We start from the raw sequence: 19,085 nt of genomic DNA, 5'->3' as shown, positions 1-19,085 counted from the left end.
AAACCGAATACTGGACACTAAAAAAAGCACGTTCTTAACTTTTTTATAAAATAAATAGATTTTTACTTGTCTTTTTCAGTAAAAAAATTATTTTTGCACAAAACTAAATCGACAAAAGATGTATTGGACATTAGAATTAGCATCCTATTTAAGTGATGCACCGTGGCCTGCTAACAAAGACGAACTTATTGATTACGCTATACGTGCAGGAGCTCCTTTAGAAGTAGTAGAAAATCTACAATCTATCGAAGACGAAGGCGAGATATACGAATCAATGGAAGAAATTTGGCCAGATTATCCTACAGACGAAGATTATCTTTGGAATGAGGATGAATATTAAAGAACAAGCAAAGAAAAAGTCTCAGAAGAGGCTTTTTTTTTGGTTAAATTTACATTTTAAAATAAATAGAAATACAAACATATTATGAGTTTCATAAATAGCATTCTTAAAGCCTTTGTCGGGGATAAATCCGAGAAAGATGTTAAGGCTTTACAGCCTTACTTAAACAAAATTAAAACTTTTGAAAGTAATTTAATTGCATTGTCACATGACGAATTAAGGGCACGTACTTTTTTCTTCAAAGATCAGCTACAAGTTGCCCGCGCAGGGATTGATGCTAAAATCGCCACTCTTAAGAAAGATGTTGAAGGGATTGAAGACATTGACCAGCGTGAAGATATTTATGTATCGATTGATGCCTTAGAAAAAGAAGCATACGAATTATCTGAGAAAACATTACTTGAAATTCTTCCTGAAGCTTTTGCAGTTGTAAAAGAAACAGCAAGACGATTCAAAGACAACTCAGAAATAAGAGTAACTGCAACTCCTAAAGACAGAGAATTTTCTGCAATCAAACCTTATGTGTCTCTTGATGGAGACGATGCTGTTTGGCAAAACAAATGGAATGCTGCCGGAAAAGAAATTACTTGGGACATGATTCACTATGATGTCCAATTAATTGGTGGAATGGTGCTTCATGAAGGGAAAATTGCAGAGATGCAAACGGGTGAAGGAAAAACCTTAGTAGCAACATTGCCGTTGTACCTGAATGCTTTAACTGGAAACGGTGTGCATTTAGTAACCGTAAATGATTACTTAGCTAAACGTGATAGTACATGGAAAGCGCCTTTATTTGAATTCCACGGAATGACTGTTGATTGTATTGACAATCACCAACCAAGTTCTGAAGGAAGAAAAGCAGCTTACAATGCAGACATCACTTATGGAACGAATAATGAATTCGGTTTTGATTATTTAAGAGATAACATGACCCATTCACCTAACGATTTAGTTCAAAGAAAACACAATTATGCAATTGTCGATGAGGTCGATTCTGTATTGATTGATGACGCTAGAACACCATTGATTATCTCTGGTCCAGTACCACAAGGAGATCGTCATGAGTTTAATGAGTTGAAACCAAAAATCGAAAACTTAGTGGCTTTGCAACGTCAGTTAGCAAATGGATTTTTATCTGAGGCCAAAAAAATGATCAAAGAAGGAAAAACCAAAGAAGGTGGTTTCTTGCTTTTAAGAGCCTACAGAAGTGCTCCAAAAAACAAAGCGTTGATTAAGTTTTTGAGTGAAGAAGGAATCAGACAACTACTTCAAAAAACAGAAAATCAATACATGCAAGACAACAATCGCGAAATGCATAAAATTGACGAAGCCTTGTATTTTGTAATTGAAGAAAAAAACAATCAGGTTGAATTGACTGACAATGGAATCCAATTCCTTTCAGGAGATACTGATGCTGACTTTTTCGTCCTTCCAGATATCGGAACTGAAATTGCAGCTATTGAAAAGAAAAAATTAGATAAAGACGCAGAAGCAGAAGAAAAAGAAAAATTGTTCCAAGATTTTGGAATAAAAAGTGAACGTATTCATACGTTAACACAACTTTTGAAGGCGTATAGCCTTTTTGAAAAAGATACTGAGTATGTAATCATGGACAATAAAATCATGATTGTCGATGAACAAACAGGACGTATCATGGATGGTCGTCGTTATTCTGACGGATTACACCAGGCTATCGAGGCTAAAGAAAATGTAAAAATTGAAGCTGCAACTCAAACATTTGCAACGGTAACTTTACAGAACTATTTCAGAATGTACAACAAACTAGCTGGTATGACAGGAACTGCGGTTACTGAAGCTGGTGAGTTATGGCAAATATACAAATTGGATGTAGTAGAAATTCCTACTAACAGACCAATGGCAAGACAAGACAAAGAGGATTTTATCTATAAAACGACTCGTGAAAAATTCAACGCTGTAATTGAAGATGTAACTGTTCTATCAAATGCAGGAAGACCAGTTCTTATTGGAACGACTTCAGTTGATATTTCGGAATTGTTAAGCCGAATGTTAAAAATGAGAGGTGTTGCGCACAATGTATTGAATGCAAAAATGCACAAACAAGAAGCTCAAATTGTTGAAGATGCAGGAAAACCTGGAGTAGTTACTATTGCTACTAATATGGCTGGTCGTGGAACGGATATTAAATTATCTAAAGAAGTGAAAGCAGCGGGTGGACTTGCAATTGTAGGTACAGAACGTCACGATTCACGTCGTGTAGACAGACAGTTGAGAGGTCGTGCTGGCCGTCAAGGTGATCCTGGAAGTTCTCAATTTTATGTTTCTCTTGAAGATAACCTAATGCGTTTGTTCGGTTCTGAAAAAGTAGCCAAAGTAATGGACAGAATGGGACTAGAAGAAGGAGAAGTAATCCAACATTCAATGATGACTAAATCCATCGAACGTGCACAGAAAAAAGTAGAAGAAAACAACTTTGGTGTTCGTAAACGTTTATTAGAGTATGATGATGTAATGAATGCACAACGTGAAGTAGTTTACAAACGTCGTCGTCACGCCTTGTTTGGAGAGCGTTTGAAATTAGATATTGCAAACATGTTGTATGATACTTGTGAATTGATTATTCAAGACACAAAAGCAAACAATGACTTCAAAAACTTTGAATTTGACCTTATTCGTTATTTCTCTATCACTTCTCCAGTATCTGAAAGCGATTTCTTGAAATTAACTGAAATAGAGTTAACAGGAAAAGTATACAAAGAAGCTTTGAAATATTACAGTGAGAAAACGGAACGCAGCGCAAGAGAGGCTTTCCCAATCATCAAAAACATATACGAAGACAAAAACAACCAATTCGAACGAATCGTAGTTCCATTTACTGATGGTGTAAAATCATTGAGCGTGGTAACTGACTTGAAAAAAGCGTACGAAACTGAGGGTAAACAATTAGTGGCTGATTTTGAGAAAAACATCACCTTATCAATTGTTGATGAAGCTTGGAAAAAGCATTTACGCAAAATGGATGAGTTGAAACAATCAGTTCAACTGGCTGTTCACGAACAAAAAGATCCTTTGCTAATTTACAAATTTGAAGCTTTTAATTTATTTAACGCTATGTTGAATGGTGTAAACAAAGAAGTGATTTCATTCCTATTCAAAGGGGACTTGCCACAACAAAGCGCACCAGAAATTGAAGAAGCTAGAGAAGTAGTACAGAAAGAAGATTATAAAACTTCAAAAGACGAAATAGGATCTAGTGAAGCAGATAACCGTGAAGCAGCACAAACTCAGCAACGTCAAGTTACCGAAACTGTGGTGAGAGATATGCCAAAAATTAACCGTAACGACAACGTAACGATTCAAAACGTGGCAAACGGACAAACTCAAGAAATGAAATACAAAAAAGCCGAAAGCCTAATCGCTTCAGGGCAATGGGTTATTGTGAACTAATAAAGTCACATTTCTTAATAAAATTAAATTCCTCAATTACGAAAGTAGTTGGGGATTTTTTTTGGAAGCTATTCCCGCCATACGTTGCAAGCTATTGGCCTTCAAACCCTTTTTCTAAGCGCTGGCAGGAGCTTCCTTTGGTCGCTCTGCCTCCACTAGAAAAATGCGGTTTTACGACTGCATAGGCTTTTCACTGCTGTCAAGGCTAGGTGTTTTGTGCTAAAAAGCAGCAAGTTGTGGTTTCCCGTAAGGATACAAAACAAAAAACATTCATCTTTGAGGACGAGTTAATTATCAAAAAATATTAGTCAGTATTTTCGGTAATTAATTTATATGTTTTATAATAGAGAAAGGCTGACTTGAGTCAGACCTATATACTAGTTGATGAAAAGCATAACACAACTTACTGTATAACAATAAACTAAATTGAAATTATGCAGATAGATTTCATAGGTCACGGACTTAACAAAAAAAATAAATTAAACGTTGGTGACCAGATTGCGACATCTTTAAAAAGTAATCATTTTGACAATTTTATTGCTTTTGTGGCATTTACTGCATTATCAGGAGTAAATAAATTACTTCCATTTTTAAAAGAAGCAAAAAATAAAAAAATAACTTTTTTCGTTGGAGATGATAATAAAGGAACTTCTAAACAATCTTTGGAAATGCTTCTTGAAAATAATATTGAAACATATATTTATCATCAAAATGAAGAATATGTTACATATCATCCCAAACTTTTTTTATTTGAAGGTAAAACACATTCTCGTATAATTATAGGCTCCACTAACTTGACAAACTCTGGTTTTTTAAGCAATATTGAAGCAAATATTCAATTAGATTATAGAACTGAAACAGATAAACAAGGTGAAAAGTTATTAAATGATATTAAAACATATTTTGAAGACATCATAAATTTAACTAACAAAAACCTATTCAAGTTAGACAAAGAATTAATTGAAAAATATGACACAATGGGATTGTTATATTCTCAATTAAAATTTGGAAGTGAAGTACAATCAAATGATGGGGAAAACCCAAATGAAAAGTTCGTCATAAATGAATTTTATGAAAATGAATTTGGCAATGGAGTTGAACCCAATAATTTGCTTTCTAACAAAAAAGTTTCATTAAGTCAAAATGATTTTGACATTTTTCCAATTTTCCTTGAAAGATATAAAAGCTACAAATTAAATGTAAAAAGTACTGGAGCAGTAAATAAAAACACAGAAGAAAAAGATTTATATAATTGGTATCGAAGAATGAAAGATTTAATTAGAGAAGATATACTTCCCTATGAATTAGCTAGCCAATTAAAAGATGCAGGATTCCCTTTCGGAAATGCTCAAGAAGCTCAAATAAGGTTTATATGGAACAGTAATTTTGACAAATTATTGGAATTTAAGAAAAAAGAACAACAGCATTTAAATTTTACATATGTTCCAAATACGAAAAATAAATTATCTCCATATTATGAATTAGGTTCTTGGTGTGTTAGACAAAAAAGAAGAAGAAATAATTTAGACACACCAACATGGGACTGCAATTATGAGGAAGAAAAAATGAAATCTATAAATTATCTTTGGGAAGTTCCCGATAATTTTGGTGTCATAAGTACTGCAAATGATGAAAAATGGACAGATCGATTATTAGAATTAGATGAATATTATGAAGATACAGAAAATACTAATACTATTCCTAGACAAAAAACCAATCTTGGCAAATGGTTAAATGAACAAATAACTTTAAAATTAACTGGTTCTAGAGGAAAAAACAAAAGGTTCTTACACCCTATCCGCGAAGCTTTACTTGGAGAAATTCTAAAGAAGAACAATATTGAATGGGAAAGACAAAAGCAAGTAGAAAGAGAAAGTATAATAAAACTAATAGAGAATTGGAAAAAGGTGGAAATATGGGACAGTAAACCTCTAATAGAACAAAAAAACAAAGTGAAAAAGCAAAAAAAGAAATCAGCAAAATAAGACAAGATATTTCTTCAACAAAATTTCGAGCAAAGAAATGGAAGGTAGAAGAATCTTTATGGAAAATTGAAATGTTTTTAAAAGCTGGTTTTACTATTATTGAACAAAACAATGAATAAAATGCCAGCCAATAAACGCTGTTCTGATATAGTGGTGTTTTAGTGGAATTATCGTTTCGCATAAAGTTTTCGTTAAGCCAAAAAATTAGCGGTTACGATTTCCCCTTCATCTCAAAGCAGCAAACCGCTGAAAATAAGTTTAAATTATTACATTAATTATTGATTCATTTTCAGTTCTTATTTTAAACTGAATTTCTATTTAATATATTTGCTACGCGCATCATGGAAATCGTTAATATTGACGGCAATCCAAGACCATAATGGCGTCACAAGAACAAGCAAATCTTTACCTAAATGTGTCAATTCATATTCGACTCTTGGGGGTACTTCGGGATAAACACTTCGGCTTATCAATCCGTCCCGTTCCAGTTCGCGGAGACATTTGGTTAACATCTTTTGACTTATACCATTTATTTGCTGCTGTAATTTAGAAAAACGCATTCGTCCATCCACTCCCAAATCATGTATGATAAATAAGGACCATTTATTACCAACATGATTTAATATATCTCTTTTAAGATCATCCTGATCTTTGTTCAGTACCTTGCATATATCACCCCAGGCCTTTTTGAGTTTATCATCAACTATATAGCTATCCATCTTTTAATAATTAAAAAAGTATAATTTTTAAAGGTACTACAATTTATCAATGAGGTTTTAAATTCACGATAATTATTATACATAAGATGCGTTTCCGATTAGGATAATTAGCCAGTTTTAAATTATATGAAATTCAATAGGCTTATCTACAAATAACTAACCTGAAGGTAACTTACACACCTGTAAGTGTCTCATTGTAAACAACATTTGAATGCTTTATCTTTGCCTATATAAGTCATTTAGAAGATAGCTAGATGACAATAAAATAAAAATTTTAAAATGAAAAATACATCAATTTTAGTATTAGGAGCGGGCCAATTAGGAATGCCCGTAATACGCAATTTGGTAAGAAAGGCAAAAAATGAACCCAATACAAAAATCACAGTACTTCTTCGTCAGTCTACCATAAATTCAACAGATATTGAAAAAAAAACCAAAATTGACGAGCTTAAGGCTTTAGGAGTAGAATTGCTAGCAGGAGATCTCACAGCTCCTTCATCAGAACTGATTCAAATTTTCAAAGAATTTGATACGCTTGTTTCTTGCACAGGTTACGGTAGTGGTGCTGGTGGATTTCAGCTCAAACTCACGCGAGCCGTACTTTTAGCTGGTGTTAAACGGTATTTTCCTTGGCAATTCGGGGTTGACTTTGAGGTAATTGGTCGCGGTAGCGCACAAGATCTTTTTGATGAGCAACTCGATGTACGAGAACTTTTACGATCGCAAAAAGCAACCAAGTGGGTCATTATTTCTACTGGCTTATTTACAAGCTACTTATTTGAGCCTTTTTTCGGTGTTCTAGATTTAGAAACTAAGTCTGTAAATGCTTTAGGCAGCTGGGATACTGCTGTGACGGTAACTACTCCTGAAGATATCGGAAAACTTACAGCAGAGATATTTTTCAGTGAGCCGGTAATTGAAGACAGCATTGTGTATATCGGAGGCGACACATTGACATATGGACAATTAGCTGATATTGCAGAATCTTTGTCGGGTGAAAAATATAATCGCAAAGTTTCAAATATGAGTGAATTAGATGATGAGTTAAAAAATGATCCGGATAATTTTGTTAACAAGTACCGACATATTTTTGGTAATGGAGCAGGCGTCTCTTGGAGTTTGGATAAAACATTCAATTTTCAGAAAGGAATAGAGACAATGTCTGCAAAAGAATGGGCAGAGCTAAATGTTAACTGGAAGTAATCAAATTTAATCGCTCTCCTTTATCAAAGTGTCAGTGTATGTAATTTAAAAAAAGAGAAGCCGATATGTTCCGCTTCTCTTTTTTTTAATCCTTTGTCAATATAATCCTATTATATATGGTTAGTAAAGTACTTTTATCTTACTTGTAGTGCAAAATACACATGGCTGTTTGCCGAAATTGGAATACCCTCTGGTGCTCGCCTGCGACAAGTACCTACTTTGATTAGAAAACAAAACGTGGCGTTTGTTACGCGGTTTATTAAAAAAGTCTTATTACTATTTATATTTGTAATCCATTATTTATCGTGACCAAGACGATTTATTTTGTATTTTCGTTTAAACGAAAGTACTCGTTTTTAAAACCCGCAAATTGCTAGACCTGCGCTAAAAGTGACAGCAAATTGTTCTCGAAACTAAAAAACATCATGGAAAAATATTTGCGCCAATTAATATCAATAGTATTTGAAGATAAGAAAGAAGTCTTTACTGGTTTTTTAATTGACTGGACCGAAGATTGGATCTTGCTAAAAAACAATCCATTTGATTTTATCATTGATGGCTACACCATTTTGAAAAATAAAAATGTAAAGTCGATTATTCAAGATGAAGATTATGAATTCACAGAGAGAGTAATTAAGCTTAAGGGTTTAAAAACAAGTGCTGAAGAAATTATTCCTCTTACAGATTTGCCTTCAATTATAAATTTTCTGGCAATGAGGCATGAAATTTTTCAAATTGCAAAAAAATCTGACAAGGCAGTTTATCTTGGTAGACTTCTAGAACTAAATGAAAAAGAATTGATAATCGATTTTTTAGGACCAGAAGGAAAATTTGAAGGTGAAATGAATTTTAAACTAAATAAAATAAGAGTTATAGAATTTGATACAGATTATATTAATTCTTTAAAATTAGTAATCCACGAAGAAAACAAACAATAAGTGACTGCTCATAGCTGTATGTACTCATCCTTACATAAGACAAACAGTACTTTGCATACCTTTTTTTGCAGCACAAAAACTCGGGTACACGAATTTGTAATCTTGGCCCAAAGTCACAAGCACTGAATGTGATTGCTTTTGCCACATTGTGCAAAAGTCCTTACTAGCAAAGACTTAAACGATGGCAAAATTTCTACTCTCAGAGGCACAAGCAGTTACACTACCTTGGATTTTCCTCAAAATAGCGCGCTTCAATTCGTTTGATATCTTTTATAGAGTTTTTGGCCCAAGCCAGGCGCTTGATTAAAATTTCCTCTTCGGATAAATGCCAATCGATATCAGAGTTACGTAATCTGTTAGTTAAATTTTGAATGATAATAGCTGCGGAAACTGAAATATTCAAACTCTCTGTAAATCCTACCATAGGAATTTTAAGAAAACCATCGGCACGCAGTAAAATTTCTTCAGACAATCCGTCTCTCTCTGTCCCAAAGAACAAAGCACTTGGTTTTGTTATATCAAAATCATCCATCAAGCAATCAGTATCATGAGGTGTTGTAGCGATGATTTGGTAGCCTTTATTTTTTAAAGTATCTACACAGTCCGTAATACTATCATAGGTGTTGATATCGACCCATTTCTGGGCTCCCATAGCAATTTCCTTATCGATACTTTTTCCGTAGCGTTGCTCAATGACATTGAGTTCTTGAATTCCGAAAACTTCACAACTGCGCATCACTGCACTTGTATTGTGCATCTGAAAAATATCTTCGACAGCAATAGTAAAATGATTGGTTCTGTTTTCTAATACTTTTAGGAATTTCTCTTTTCGGTTGTCTGTTAGAATGTTTTCAAGGAAATTAAGGTAATCAACATCAATCATTGTGAAGCTTTTTTGGCAAAAATAGTAAAAAAGAAAAATCTACCGCTAATTCACAAATTTATTAGTTAAAGAACTACAGCCACGGATCCACAGATTTATTTTTTTAAAGGATTAAAAATCTGCGACAATCCGTTTAAATCCGAATCATCTGCGTCCATTTTTTTTTACAATTTCATTTAACGGCAGTTTGAAAACGGATTTATAGTAAATTTGTAGATTAGTGACAAAACAACATAATAATGATGAAAAAGAAATTAGTGGTTTTAACGGGTGCTGGTATTAGTGCCGAAAGTGGTATAAAAACTTTTCGCGACAGTGATGGACTTTGGGAAGGTCATAATGTATTGGATGTCGCCACGCCAGAAGGATGGTATAAAAACCCCGCTTTGGTAATGGATTTCTATAATCAAAGGAGAAAACAGCTCAAGGAAGTAAACCCAAACTTAGGTCATCAGATTCTAGCGGAATTAGAGTCTCATTTTGAAGTACAAATAATAACTCAAAATGTGGATGATTTACATGAACGTGCCGGAAGTACTAATGTTCTGCATTTGCACGGCGAATTACTGAAAGTCAGAAGTACAGTCAACCCAAATTTTATTCTAGATTGGAAAGAAGATTTGAATTTTGGTGACTTTGATACTGATCAAAATCAATTACGTCCTCATATTGTTTGGTTTGGCGAAGAAGTCCCAGCACTGGATGAGGCAATTTCCCTTACTGAAACTGCGGATTATTTTGCAGTTATTGGAACTTCACTTCAAGTTTATCCTGCGGCAGGATTGATTGATTTTACCAATTCTAAAACTCCCATCTATTACATCGACCCGAAACCAATTAAGATCCCAAATCTCAGAAATCCGTTGCAAGTTTTTCCAGAAGTGGCATCTGAAGGAATGAAACTATTAAAAAAGGAGCTTCTTCGGTTTATTTAAAAAACAATCCTTTTCGAAATTGCTTCTAAAGGTTTATATTTGTGGCTTTCGAACAAATAACACAACAATGACTACTTTAAACGAATTGAATGCTATTTCTCCAATTGACGGAAGATATAGAAACAAGACTCTTTCTTTAGCTCCTTTTTTTTCTGAAGAAGCATTAATCAAATACCGCGTATTAGTTGAAATCGAATATTTCATTGCTTTGTGCGAGATTCCTTTGCCACAACTTAAAGGTGTAAACCCAGATTTATTCGAAAGTTTACGTAACATTTACAAGAACTTCTCAACTGAAGATGCGCTTTGGATCAAAGAAACGGAGAAAGTAACCAATCACGATGTTAAAGCGGTTGAATACTTCATCAAAGACGCTTTTGAAAAATTAGGACTATCACAATACAAAGAATTCATCCATTTTGGGTTGACTTCACAAGATATAAACAATACAGCGATTCCACTTTCTACAAAAGAGGCTTTCGAAAAAGTATATATGCCTTCATTGATCACTTTAACTTCAAAATTGAAAGATTTAAGTGTAGAATGGAAAGATATCCCAATGTTAGCAAGAACACACGGACAACCCGCATCTCCTACTCGTTTAGGTAAAGAAATTGGTGTTTTTGTGGAACGATTAGAAGAGCAGATGCGTTTGTTATTCAATATTCCTTTTGCAGCCAAATTTGGTGGAGCAACAGGAAACTACAATGCACATCATGTGGCTTATCCACAAATTGACTGGAAAAAATTTGGCGGAAACTTTGTTGAGGATATTTTAGGTTTACACCACTCTTTCCCAACAACACAAATTGAGCATTACGATCATTTTGCTGCCTTTTTTGATGCATTGAAAAGAATCAATACCATTATCATTGATTTAGATAGAGATATATGGACGTACGTTTCAATGGAATATTTCAAACAAAAAATCAAAGCGGGAGAAATAGGATCTTCAGCAATGCCGCATAAAGTGAACCCTATTGACTTTGAAAACTCAGAAGGGAATTTAGGTATAGCAAATGCTATTTTCGAACATCTTTCGGCTAAATTACCGTTATCAAGATTGCAACGTGATTTAACTGACAGTACTGTTTTAAGAAATGTAGGTGTGCCAATTGGACATACAATAATCGCTTTTGAAGCTACTTTAAAAGGATTGAACAAATTATTATTGAATGAGTCTAAGTTCCACGAAGATCTAGAGAAAAACTGGGCAGTTGTTGCTGAGGCTATTCAAACGATATTAAGACGTGAAGCATATCCAAACCCTTACGAGGCATTGAAAGGATTAACAAGAACCAATGAAGCAATTGATAAAAAAGCAATTCATGGTTTTATTGCCACTTTAGAAGTTTCAGAAGAAGTAAGAGCAGAGTTAATGCAAATCACTCCAAGTAATTTCTTGGGAATCTAGAAGTTAAATTAAAAAAAAGTAAATTCTATGTTAGCCTTTTTTTGAATTTAGCAAAAGTGAACTCATATAAACGGTTATCAATTGAAAATCTACAAAAAAAGCTATCTTTATCGATAGCTTTTTTTAAGCCCTTTAATTAAATACGCTTTTTGAAACAAATTTTAAATACATAACTAAATCTTACTAGCCCCGTTTTGCAATACAAAACTGGAATAGCTACAAAAATAAAATATGAGTGTCGCAGCAACAGTAGCAGAAACTACAACACATTTAGAACCATTAATCAGTGATCTAGGACTAATCCTTATGACCGCCGGTATTGCCGTTTTAATATTTAAAAAACTAAAACAGCCTTTAGTACTAGGGTATCTAATTGCGGGATTTCTGGCAGGGACACATTTCGATTTTTTTCCATCAGTAAAAGATATCAAAAGTGTAGAGGTTTGGGCAGAAATAGGAGTTATCATCTTACTGTTCAGTTTGGGTCTGGAGTTCAGTTTTAAAAAATTGATGCGGGTTGGAGGTACCGCCTCCATTACTGCCGTCACCCAAATCATAACGATGGTTTTAGTCGGTTTTCTGGCTGGTAAATGGATGGGCTGGAGTCAAATGGATTCCATTTTTCTCGGGGTTATACTTTCTATTTCATCTACAACGATCATTTTAAAAACCTTTGACGAACTGGGAGTTAAGGCCAAGAAATTTGCCGGAATAGTTATTGGTTCGCTCATCGTTCAAGACATCGTTGCCATTTTGATGATGGTATTGCTCTCTACTGTCGCAGTAAGTCAGCAATTTTCAGGAACAGAGCTATTAATGTCGATTTTGAAACTTATCTTTTTCTTGACAGCCTGGTTCATGGGTGGTATCTTCTTTATACCATCCTTATTAAAAAAAGCAAAACCTTTATTAACAGATGAAATGCTGTTGATTATCTCACTTGCCCTTTGTTTGATGATGGTTATTTTAGCTTCAGACGTTGGTTTCTCACCTGCTTTAGGCGCTTTTATTATGGGATCTATTATCGCAGAGACAACGCAAGCGGAACATATTGAGCATTTAGTCAAACCAGTAAAAGACTTATTTGGAGCGATTTTCTTTGTGTCTGTGGGAATGCTTATCGATCCAGTTATGCTATATGAGCATGCGGTGCCAGTACTGATTTTAACTTTCATAACCATCTTTGGGCAGTCCATCAGTTCTACTATTGGTGCGCTTATATCTGGACAACCTTTAAAACAGGCGGTACAAACAGGAATGAGTTTGTCTCAAATTGGAGAATTTTCTTTTATCATAGCGACTCTTGGAATGTCAATGAACGTGACGAGTGACTTTTTATATCCTATTGTTGTTGCGGTATCTGCCATTACTACTTTTACGACTCCTTTTATGGTAAAAATGGCCGTTCCATTTTCAGAACTACTAGAACGAAAACTACCTAAAAAATGGGTTAAAAAAATAGCTCGATATAGTACAAATGCTCAAGCAATTCGCTCCGTTAGTACATGGCAAATTGCAATACGTGCTTATTTGATCCAGATTGTTTTAAACACTATAATCATTACATCGATTATTCTGTTGTCAGCCAACTTTATATTACCCTTAGTGGAGAACTCCAAATTTGGTAATGCTATCGCAGCTTTGATTACAATTATTGTTATTTCGCCTTTTTTATGGGCGCTAGCCCTACGCCGTGTTGCAGTTGAGCAAGTGGATGCCTTGTATAAAGAACGTAAATATAGAGGTCCAATATTAATGATGATTTTCTTTAGGATGGGGCTTGCTTTATTTTATATTGGGTTTCTTTTGAATATTTTCTTCTCCCCTATAATTGCATTTTTTGCCTTAGTGGTGGCTATAACGACTTATTTCTTTTTTCCAAAAAAATTGCATACTCAGTATCACAAAATTGAAAATCATTTCCTAAAAAACCTCAACCATAGAGAGACCAAGAAAGTCGACCGTCGTCATGCTAATTTGACACCGTGGGACGGACATATGTCTACTTTTGAGATTGCCAAAGAGTCTAGTTTAGCGGGGAAAACACTTCGTGAACTTCAGGTTAGAGAAGATTTAGGAATAAATATTGCCTTTATAAAACGGGGTGAATTAACCATTCAAATACCCAATAAATTAGAACGTTTGTTTCCAGGAGACGAAATTTGTGTAATTGGAACTGACGAACAAGTAGAACAATTTTCTACTTATTTATCCTCGAATGAAATTAAAGTTCCTAAAAAAACCAGCAACGATCTCGTATTAAAACAAATAGAACTTAACAACCCCGAATTTATTGGAGTAAGTGTAGGTCAATCAAAATTAAGGGAACGAACTAATGGTCTTCTGGTAGGTATTGAACGTAATGGACAACGATTCCTGAATCCCGAATCTAGTATTGTTCTCCAAAAAGATGATATTTTATGGATCGTAGGTAATAATAAATTAATGAATGAATTGTTTAAAGAATAAAAAGAAAAAAAGGCAAAAGTGAATCACTTTTGCCTTTTTTAATATGAGCTATTGTCTTAAATTATCTTGAATAATTTGGAGATTCTTTAGTAATAGTAACATTATGTGGATGACTTTCGTTTATTCCACTTGCAGTGATACGAATAAAACGTCCTGTTTCTTGTAGAGTAGGAATGTCTTTTGCCCCACAGTATCCCATTCCGGCGCGAAGACCACCAATGAATTGTAACATACTTTCGTTCAATTCTCCTTTGTAAGGAACACGACCTACAATTCCTTCAGGAACTAGTTTCTTTACATCATCTTCAACATCTTGAAAGTAACGGTCTTTAGAACCCGTTTCCATTGCTTCAACAGAACCCATTCCGCGGTATGATTTGAATTTTCTACCTTCGAAAATAATAGTCTCTCCCGGAGATTCTTTAGTTCCAGCAAGAAGTGATCCTAGCATTACGCAATCAGCACCTGCTGCAATTGCTTTAGGAATATCACCTGTGTAACGAATTCCACCATCAGCGATTACGGGAACTCCAGTTCCTTTTAAAGCTGCGGCAACTTCTAATACTGCAGAAAACTGAGGAAAACCTACACCGGCTACAATACGAGTTGTACAAATTGAACCTGGTCCTATTCCTACTTTTACCCCATCAGCACCATTTTCTACTAGAAATTTAGCTGCTTCTGGAGTTGCAATGTTTCCAACGATAACATCGATTTGAGGAAATTTACCTTTTACTTGTTTTAGTGTGTTTACGACACCTTGAGTATGTCCGTGAGCTGTATCAATAATAATAGCATCAACTCCAGCGTTTACTAAAGCTTCTGCTCTTTCTAGAGCGTCACCAGTAACTCCAATTGCAGCTGCAACACGTAAACGTCCATAAACGTCTTTGTTGGCAATTGGTTTTTGGGTTAATTTAGTAATATCTCTAAAGGTAATTAATCCAACTAATTTATAGTCTTTATTTACTACTGGAAGTTTCTCAATTTTATGACCTTGTAAAACTACTTCCGCTTGTTCTAGTGAAGTTCCTTCGGCAACGGTAACTAAATTTTCTTTAGTCATCACCTCAATGATTGCTCTAGCATTGTTTTTTTCGAAACGTAAATCTCTATTGGTAACAATTCCTTTTAATTTTTGATTTTCATCAACGATAGGAATACCTCCAATTCCGTATTCTTTCATCGCATTTTTAGCGTCTGCCACTGTAGAAGTTAAAGGCAATGTAACTGGATCGATAATCATTCCTGACTCTGCACGTTTTACTTTACGGACTTTGGCAGCTTGTTGCTCGATAGTCATGTTTTTATGTAGAACACCTATTCCTCCTTCTTGAGCGATAGCAATTGCCATAGCACTTTCAGTAACGGTATCCATAGCAGCGGATACTATAGGAACGTTAAGCGTTATATTTCTTGAAAATTTTGATTGGATACTCACTTCGCGAGGAAGCACATTCGAGTAGTTGGGAACTAATAATACATCATCGTAAGTTAAACCTTCACCGATAATCTTTGAGTTGTGTGCTATCATGTTGCAATTTGTAGTTGAATTGCGTGCAAATATAGCAAATTATTTTGATTTATTTTTGAAAAATAGACATGAATAAAAATTAGTCATTGTTATAAACAATTATACTAGTTGTTTCACTGGGTTACTATTAAAGAATAACTACATTATTGTTAAAAAACAACTGCCCTAGTACAGAGAGCAGTGCAAAGCCACTTAAAATAAAACAACTCTGTTTATCAGTTTTAAAAAGCGACCGCAGGAAGCTCTTTTAAAACTATATAAAAATGTTGTTTTTATGAAGTGCTTGAAACGAATCGCTGGATTAGCTCCTAAAAAAAATCTTAATTAAAAAGGTTCATTATTATCCTTAAAAATAAAATTAAAGCCGAATTGAAAGGAAAGACTATTGGCTTTTGAAATATCCCGATATTCCAAAAGATTGTCTGCCAGAACATACATATTAAACTTCCCTACATTAGTGGATAATCCCAAACCAATATTAGTGAAGGAGTAGGAATCTACTGTATAAGTCGCTTTCATCTGCAAATTGTCGAAGACATTTCTTCTATAATAGCCTGTCAAAGCCATAATGGGTGCTCTTGGCGCAGTCATCACAAACAATTGTGCTCCCACTGCATTTTTGTAGGGTGTATCGTTATTGATACAGTTACAGTCAGCTCCACGGGAATCATCAAATGAATACTGATATGAAGCATTGATTTTGGTGGGTCTCCAAGTGGTGTATTTGGTATATATTGTGTCTAATGGAATGGCATCTTTAAATTCTTGATAGATACTTCTAGGGTCATCAACGCCATTAAAACTAGGATTTATCCCTTCGTATTTATAAAGTCCTTTATAAGTAAAGCTCTCCACTTCTTTGGAATGTTTTATAAAACCAACGTCCAAAATACTAGCTGTAATTTGGATGTTTTTTTTGGGATAATAGGTAAAACCCAAATCAAAACCCAGACCCAGATTACCTCCCAAAAAGGTTTTTCTCTGTATATCACTAGCAGCATCAATATCACTATTCTCCTCTATATACGAGGAAATCCCAGAGGTATTAAGCTGCGCATTTGAATAAATAACCTGCTCATAAGCCGTGGTTGTCCCCGGAACTGTGTAAATATATCCCGAATTATTAGTTGAAGTCGCATTAAAAATACTGGAGTAAATCTTTGCTCTGGCTCCAACAATAAGGTTTTCCCTTATATTTTTATTATAGCCAAAGTGCAGCACCGAAAGCATTTCTGTTTTTAGGTTCAAATCTGCAAAATTGAATACTTTACCTATCTGATGTTTGTTTCCGTCGAGAGCGAGTATTGCTAAGTCTTTTGGCATATAAGACAAGAAATCAAATTCCTGATACATTCCAAAAGAAACATAGCCATGGTCTTGCCAGTCTCCAACCTTAAAACCTCCTGTAAACAATTCAATTTGTTCGTTTATAGTGACTTTATCTTTTCTGGAAGTCGATGATAGGACATTGCGCAATTTTGAATTAAAATTGACACCGTCATTTGCAAAAAGGTCATAGGTTGAAAACCCCGTTGAACCCACATTTAATGAAACTCCAGAAAGTAAAGGAACGCCAAAATAATAGTTGTACTTAAAGTCAGCTCCAGGGTTAGTTGTCAAAGACTGAGGAACTGAGGTAAAATTATATAAAATTTGTTTGTTTTGTGAGAAGCAACTAATCGATATCAATAGCAGCAGAATTAAGTATGCTTTTCTCATTCTACCACTAAATAAACGGTTGCACTTGATCGTAATTTCAAGCTTCCCAAGCTATTCTCACTTAATGCTGGGCCAGGAGCCATAACAAGCACGAATTCCATTCGTCTAGAAGCTTTTAGCAAATCAAGTTTGGCATTTTCGAAAATCTCAGTTTTATTTCTAATAACGGCAGTACCAGTAGAAGCAGGAATATTCATACGGATCGTATATATGACAGCATCATTTTGATCAATCAGATTTAGATCAAAAGAGTATGCCCTATTTATAGTATTAGTGATTTCAAAGGAAAAATCAGCTCTTCTTAAATTCTCACGTAAAAATGAATCCCGAAAAACATCAAAATCCTGTGCATCAAAAGAAATATTCTGCTCCGTTCCATTGTCAACAAAATCATTTGCCGGAATATCAAAATAGCTTAAATTGGTAATAAAAACAGGTTCTAATTTGAGGTCATTAGCTTGATTAAAATCCAGATCACTACTACATGAAAAAGAAAATAATGCCAGGATGAGAATTCCAAAAAATCGATTTATAAGGTATGCTTTCATTATAAAATTATATTGTCAACAGTAGGTTATCAATCAAGAACGCTTCAACTGCGTATATATTATTTTCCTACTTCTTTTTTTATACTGGGACAAGGAGTATTTCTTCCTAATGAAATTCCCCAAACAATTTAGAAGCCTCGTTGTAAGCACTTTCAAAACTGAGTGGATTCAAGTTTGTGTCTTCTTTGTTAGCTGTAAAATAAGACAGTAATTTCTCCGTAGGCATATTACCTGTCAAGTCATCCTTAGCCATTGGACATCCACCAAATCCCTGAATAGCGCCATCATAACGACGACAACCTGCTTTATAGGCAGCATCAATTTTCTCGAACCATTTATCTGGCGTTGTATGCAAATGGGCTCCAAACTCAATTTCTGGATATTGCGGAATTAGATTCGAAAACAAATAGCTAATCACCTCTGGAGTGGAACTACCTACGGTATCCGAAAGGGACAGAATCTTGACTCCCATATTAGATAATCTCTCGGTCCAATCACCAACTATTTCTACGTTCCATGGATCTCCGTAGGGATTTCCAAAGCCCATTGACAAATAAGCAACCACTTCTTTATTGCTTTTGTCTGCAACTTCAAGAATCTCCTGTAATGTAACTAAAGATTCCGCTATGGTTTTATGAGTGTTTCGCATTTGAAAATTCTCAGAAATCGAAAAAGGAAAACCTAAATATTGAATTTCAGCATGCTTAGCAGCCATTTCTGCTCCTCTAGTATTGGCAATAATCGCTAATAATTTACTAGTTGTTTGTGACAAATCCAGTTGTGCCAAAACGGCTGCGGTGTCCTGCATTTGCGGAATTGCTTTGGGAGAAACAAAGCTTCCAAAGTCAATTGAATCAAAGCCTACTCTCAACAAAGATTGAATGTAAGCCACCTTCCTTTCGGTAGGTATAAATGGTTTCATGCCTTGCATGGCATCTCTGGGACATTCTATAATTTTTATTGGCTCCATAG

Annotated in this window: 14 protein-coding genes; 8 read left to right on the top strand and 6 right to left on the bottom strand. The window is 34.7% G+C overall.

Annotated elements, in window-relative coordinates; all coding sequences use genetic code 11:
• Positions 1-118: 118 nt before the first annotated feature.
• The 3 genes from HJ01_RS09050 (at position 119) to HJ01_RS09040 (ending at position 5,751) form a co-directional block, all read left to right on the top strand.
• Positions 119-340: a DUF2795 domain-containing protein gene (locus HJ01_RS09050; protein ID WP_007138072.1), complete on the top strand. Its 222-nt coding sequence runs from the start codon at positions 119-121 to the stop codon at positions 338-340.
• Positions 341-424: 84 nt separating this feature from the next.
• Positions 425-3,766 carry a preprotein translocase subunit SecA gene (secA, locus tag HJ01_RS09045; RefSeq protein WP_007138071.1) on the top strand — a complete coding sequence of 1,114 codons (3,342 nt, stop codon included), beginning with the start codon at positions 425-427 and terminating at the stop codon, positions 3,764-3,766.
• 434 nt (positions 3,767-4,200) lie between these two features.
• Positions 4,201-5,751 (top strand): phospholipase D family protein, encoded by a 1,551-nt coding sequence (locus HJ01_RS09040; protein WP_007138070.1) that lies wholly within the window; start codon positions 4,201-4,203, stop codon positions 5,749-5,751.
• A gap of 314 nt (positions 5,752-6,065) precedes the next feature.
• Here the strand turns inward: HJ01_RS09040 and HJ01_RS09035 are convergent, their stop codons facing one another.
• Complete coding sequence (locus HJ01_RS09035; protein ID WP_007138069.1) at positions 6,066-6,470, bottom strand: winged helix-turn-helix transcriptional regulator; 405 nt, start codon at positions 6,468-6,470, stop codon at positions 6,066-6,068.
• A gap of 279 nt (positions 6,471-6,749) precedes the next feature.
• Between HJ01_RS09035 and HJ01_RS09030 the strand changes: the two genes are divergently transcribed.
• Positions 6,750-7,673 carry an aromatic alcohol reductase gene (locus tag HJ01_RS09030; protein ID WP_007138068.1) on the top strand — a complete coding sequence of 308 codons (924 nt, stop codon included), beginning with the start codon at positions 6,750-6,752 and terminating at the stop codon, positions 7,671-7,673.
• Between the two features lie 425 nt (positions 7,674-8,098).
• A complete protein-coding gene (locus tag HJ01_RS09025) occupies positions 8,099-8,611 on the top strand; it encodes a hypothetical protein (protein ID WP_007138067.1) in 513 nt (170 codons plus the stop codon).
• 220 nt (positions 8,612-8,831) lie between these two features.
• Here HJ01_RS09025 and HJ01_RS09020 read toward each other — a convergent pair whose 3' ends face one another.
• Positions 8,832-9,494, bottom strand: a complete 663-nt coding sequence (locus HJ01_RS09020; protein WP_007138066.1) for a TrmH family RNA methyltransferase — start codon at positions 9,492-9,494, stop codon at positions 8,832-8,834.
• Between the two features lie 242 nt (positions 9,495-9,736).
• Between HJ01_RS09020 and HJ01_RS09015 the strand changes: the two genes are divergently transcribed.
• From HJ01_RS09015 to HJ01_RS09005, 3 genes are all read left to right on the top strand, one after another.
• Positions 9,737-10,429 carry an SIR2 family NAD-dependent protein deacylase gene (locus HJ01_RS09015; protein WP_040473892.1) on the top strand — a complete coding sequence of 231 codons (693 nt, stop codon included), beginning with the start codon at positions 9,737-9,739 and terminating at the stop codon, positions 10,427-10,429.
• A gap of 67 nt (positions 10,430-10,496) precedes the next feature.
• Positions 10,497-11,843, top strand: a complete 1,347-nt coding sequence (purB, locus tag HJ01_RS09010; RefSeq protein ID WP_007138064.1) for an adenylosuccinate lyase — start codon at positions 10,497-10,499, stop codon at positions 11,841-11,843.
• Between the two features lie 231 nt (positions 11,844-12,074).
• Entirely contained in the window at positions 12,075-14,312 is a 2,238-nt protein-coding gene (locus HJ01_RS09005; RefSeq protein WP_007138063.1) for a cation:proton antiporter, read from the top strand.
• 61 nt (positions 14,313-14,373) lie between these two features.
• Here HJ01_RS09005 and guaB read toward each other — a convergent pair whose 3' ends face one another.
• The 4 genes from guaB to HJ01_RS08985 all read right to left on the bottom strand — a co-directional run bounded on the left by guaB (position 14,374) and on the right by HJ01_RS08985 (position 19,083).
• Positions 14,374-15,846 carry an IMP dehydrogenase gene (gene guaB, locus HJ01_RS09000; RefSeq protein WP_007138062.1) on the bottom strand — a complete coding sequence of 491 codons (1,473 nt, stop codon included), beginning with the start codon at positions 15,844-15,846 and terminating at the stop codon, positions 14,374-14,376.
• 324 nt (positions 15,847-16,170) lie between these two features.
• Entirely contained in the window at positions 16,171-17,565 is a 1,395-nt protein-coding gene (locus HJ01_RS08995) for a DUF5723 family protein (protein ID WP_007138061.1), read from the bottom strand.
• Complete coding sequence (locus tag HJ01_RS08990; protein ID WP_007138060.1) at positions 17,562-18,113, bottom strand: hypothetical protein; 552 nt, start codon at positions 18,111-18,113, stop codon at positions 17,562-17,564. Before HJ01_RS08990 ends, HJ01_RS08995 begins: the two co-directional genes overlap by 4 nt.
• A 106-nt stretch (positions 18,114-18,219) precedes the next feature.
• Entirely contained in the window at positions 18,220-19,083 is an 864-nt protein-coding gene (locus tag HJ01_RS08985) for a hydroxymethylglutaryl-CoA lyase (protein ID WP_007138059.1), read from the bottom strand.
• Positions 19,084-19,085: the final 2 nt, after the last annotated feature.

Origin of the sequence: Flavobacterium frigoris PS1, assembly GCF_000252125.1 — a bacterium.
Lineage (GTDB): Bacteria > Bacteroidota > Bacteroidia > Flavobacteriales > Flavobacteriaceae > Flavobacterium > Flavobacterium frigoris_A.
Note: the sequence above shows the minus strand (reverse complement) of the source record. Positions and strands in the feature narration are given on the sequence as shown.

What these genes read in the sequence shown, in the direction of transcription:
- HJ01_RS09050 (WP_007138072.1), top strand. Translation starts at nt 119, where the DNA reads ATGTATTGGACATTAGAATTAGCATCCTATTTAAGTGATGCACCGTGG.
- secA (WP_007138071.1), top strand. Translation starts at nt 425, where the DNA reads ATGAGTTTCATAAATAGCATTCTTAAAGCCTTTGTCGGGGATAAATCC.
- HJ01_RS09040 (WP_007138070.1), top strand. Translation starts at nt 4,201, where the DNA reads ATGCAGATAGATTTCATAGGTCACGGACTTAACAAAAAAAATAAATTA.
- HJ01_RS09035 (WP_007138069.1), bottom strand. Translation starts at nt 6,470, where the DNA reads ATGGATAGCTATATAGTTGATGATAAACTCAAAAAGGCCTGGGGTGAT.
- HJ01_RS09030 (WP_007138068.1), top strand. Translation starts at nt 6,750, where the DNA reads ATGAAAAATACATCAATTTTAGTATTAGGAGCGGGCCAATTAGGAATG.
- HJ01_RS09025 (WP_007138067.1), top strand. Translation starts at nt 8,099, where the DNA reads ATGGAAAAATATTTGCGCCAATTAATATCAATAGTATTTGAAGATAAG.
- HJ01_RS09020 (WP_007138066.1), bottom strand. Translation starts at nt 9,494, where the DNA reads ATGATTGATGTTGATTACCTTAATTTCCTTGAAAACATTCTAACAGAC.
- HJ01_RS09015 (WP_040473892.1), top strand. Translation starts at nt 9,737, where the DNA reads ATGAAAAAGAAATTAGTGGTTTTAACGGGTGCTGGTATTAGTGCCGAA.
- purB (WP_007138064.1), top strand. Translation starts at nt 10,497, where the DNA reads ATGACTACTTTAAACGAATTGAATGCTATTTCTCCAATTGACGGAAGA.
- HJ01_RS09005 (WP_007138063.1), top strand. Translation starts at nt 12,075, where the DNA reads ATGAGTGTCGCAGCAACAGTAGCAGAAACTACAACACATTTAGAACCA.
- guaB (WP_007138062.1), bottom strand. Translation starts at nt 15,846, where the DNA reads ATGATAGCACACAACTCAAAGATTATCGGTGAAGGTTTAACTTACGAT.
- HJ01_RS08995 (WP_007138061.1), bottom strand. Translation starts at nt 17,565, where the DNA reads ATGAGAAAAGCATACTTAATTCTGCTGCTATTGATATCGATTAGTTGC.
- HJ01_RS08990 (WP_007138060.1), bottom strand. Translation starts at nt 18,113, where the DNA reads ATGAAAGCATACCTTATAAATCGATTTTTTGGAATTCTCATCCTGGCA.
- HJ01_RS08985 (WP_007138059.1), bottom strand. Translation starts at nt 19,083, where the DNA reads ATGGAGCCAATAAAAATTATAGAATGTCCCAGAGATGCCATGCAAGGC.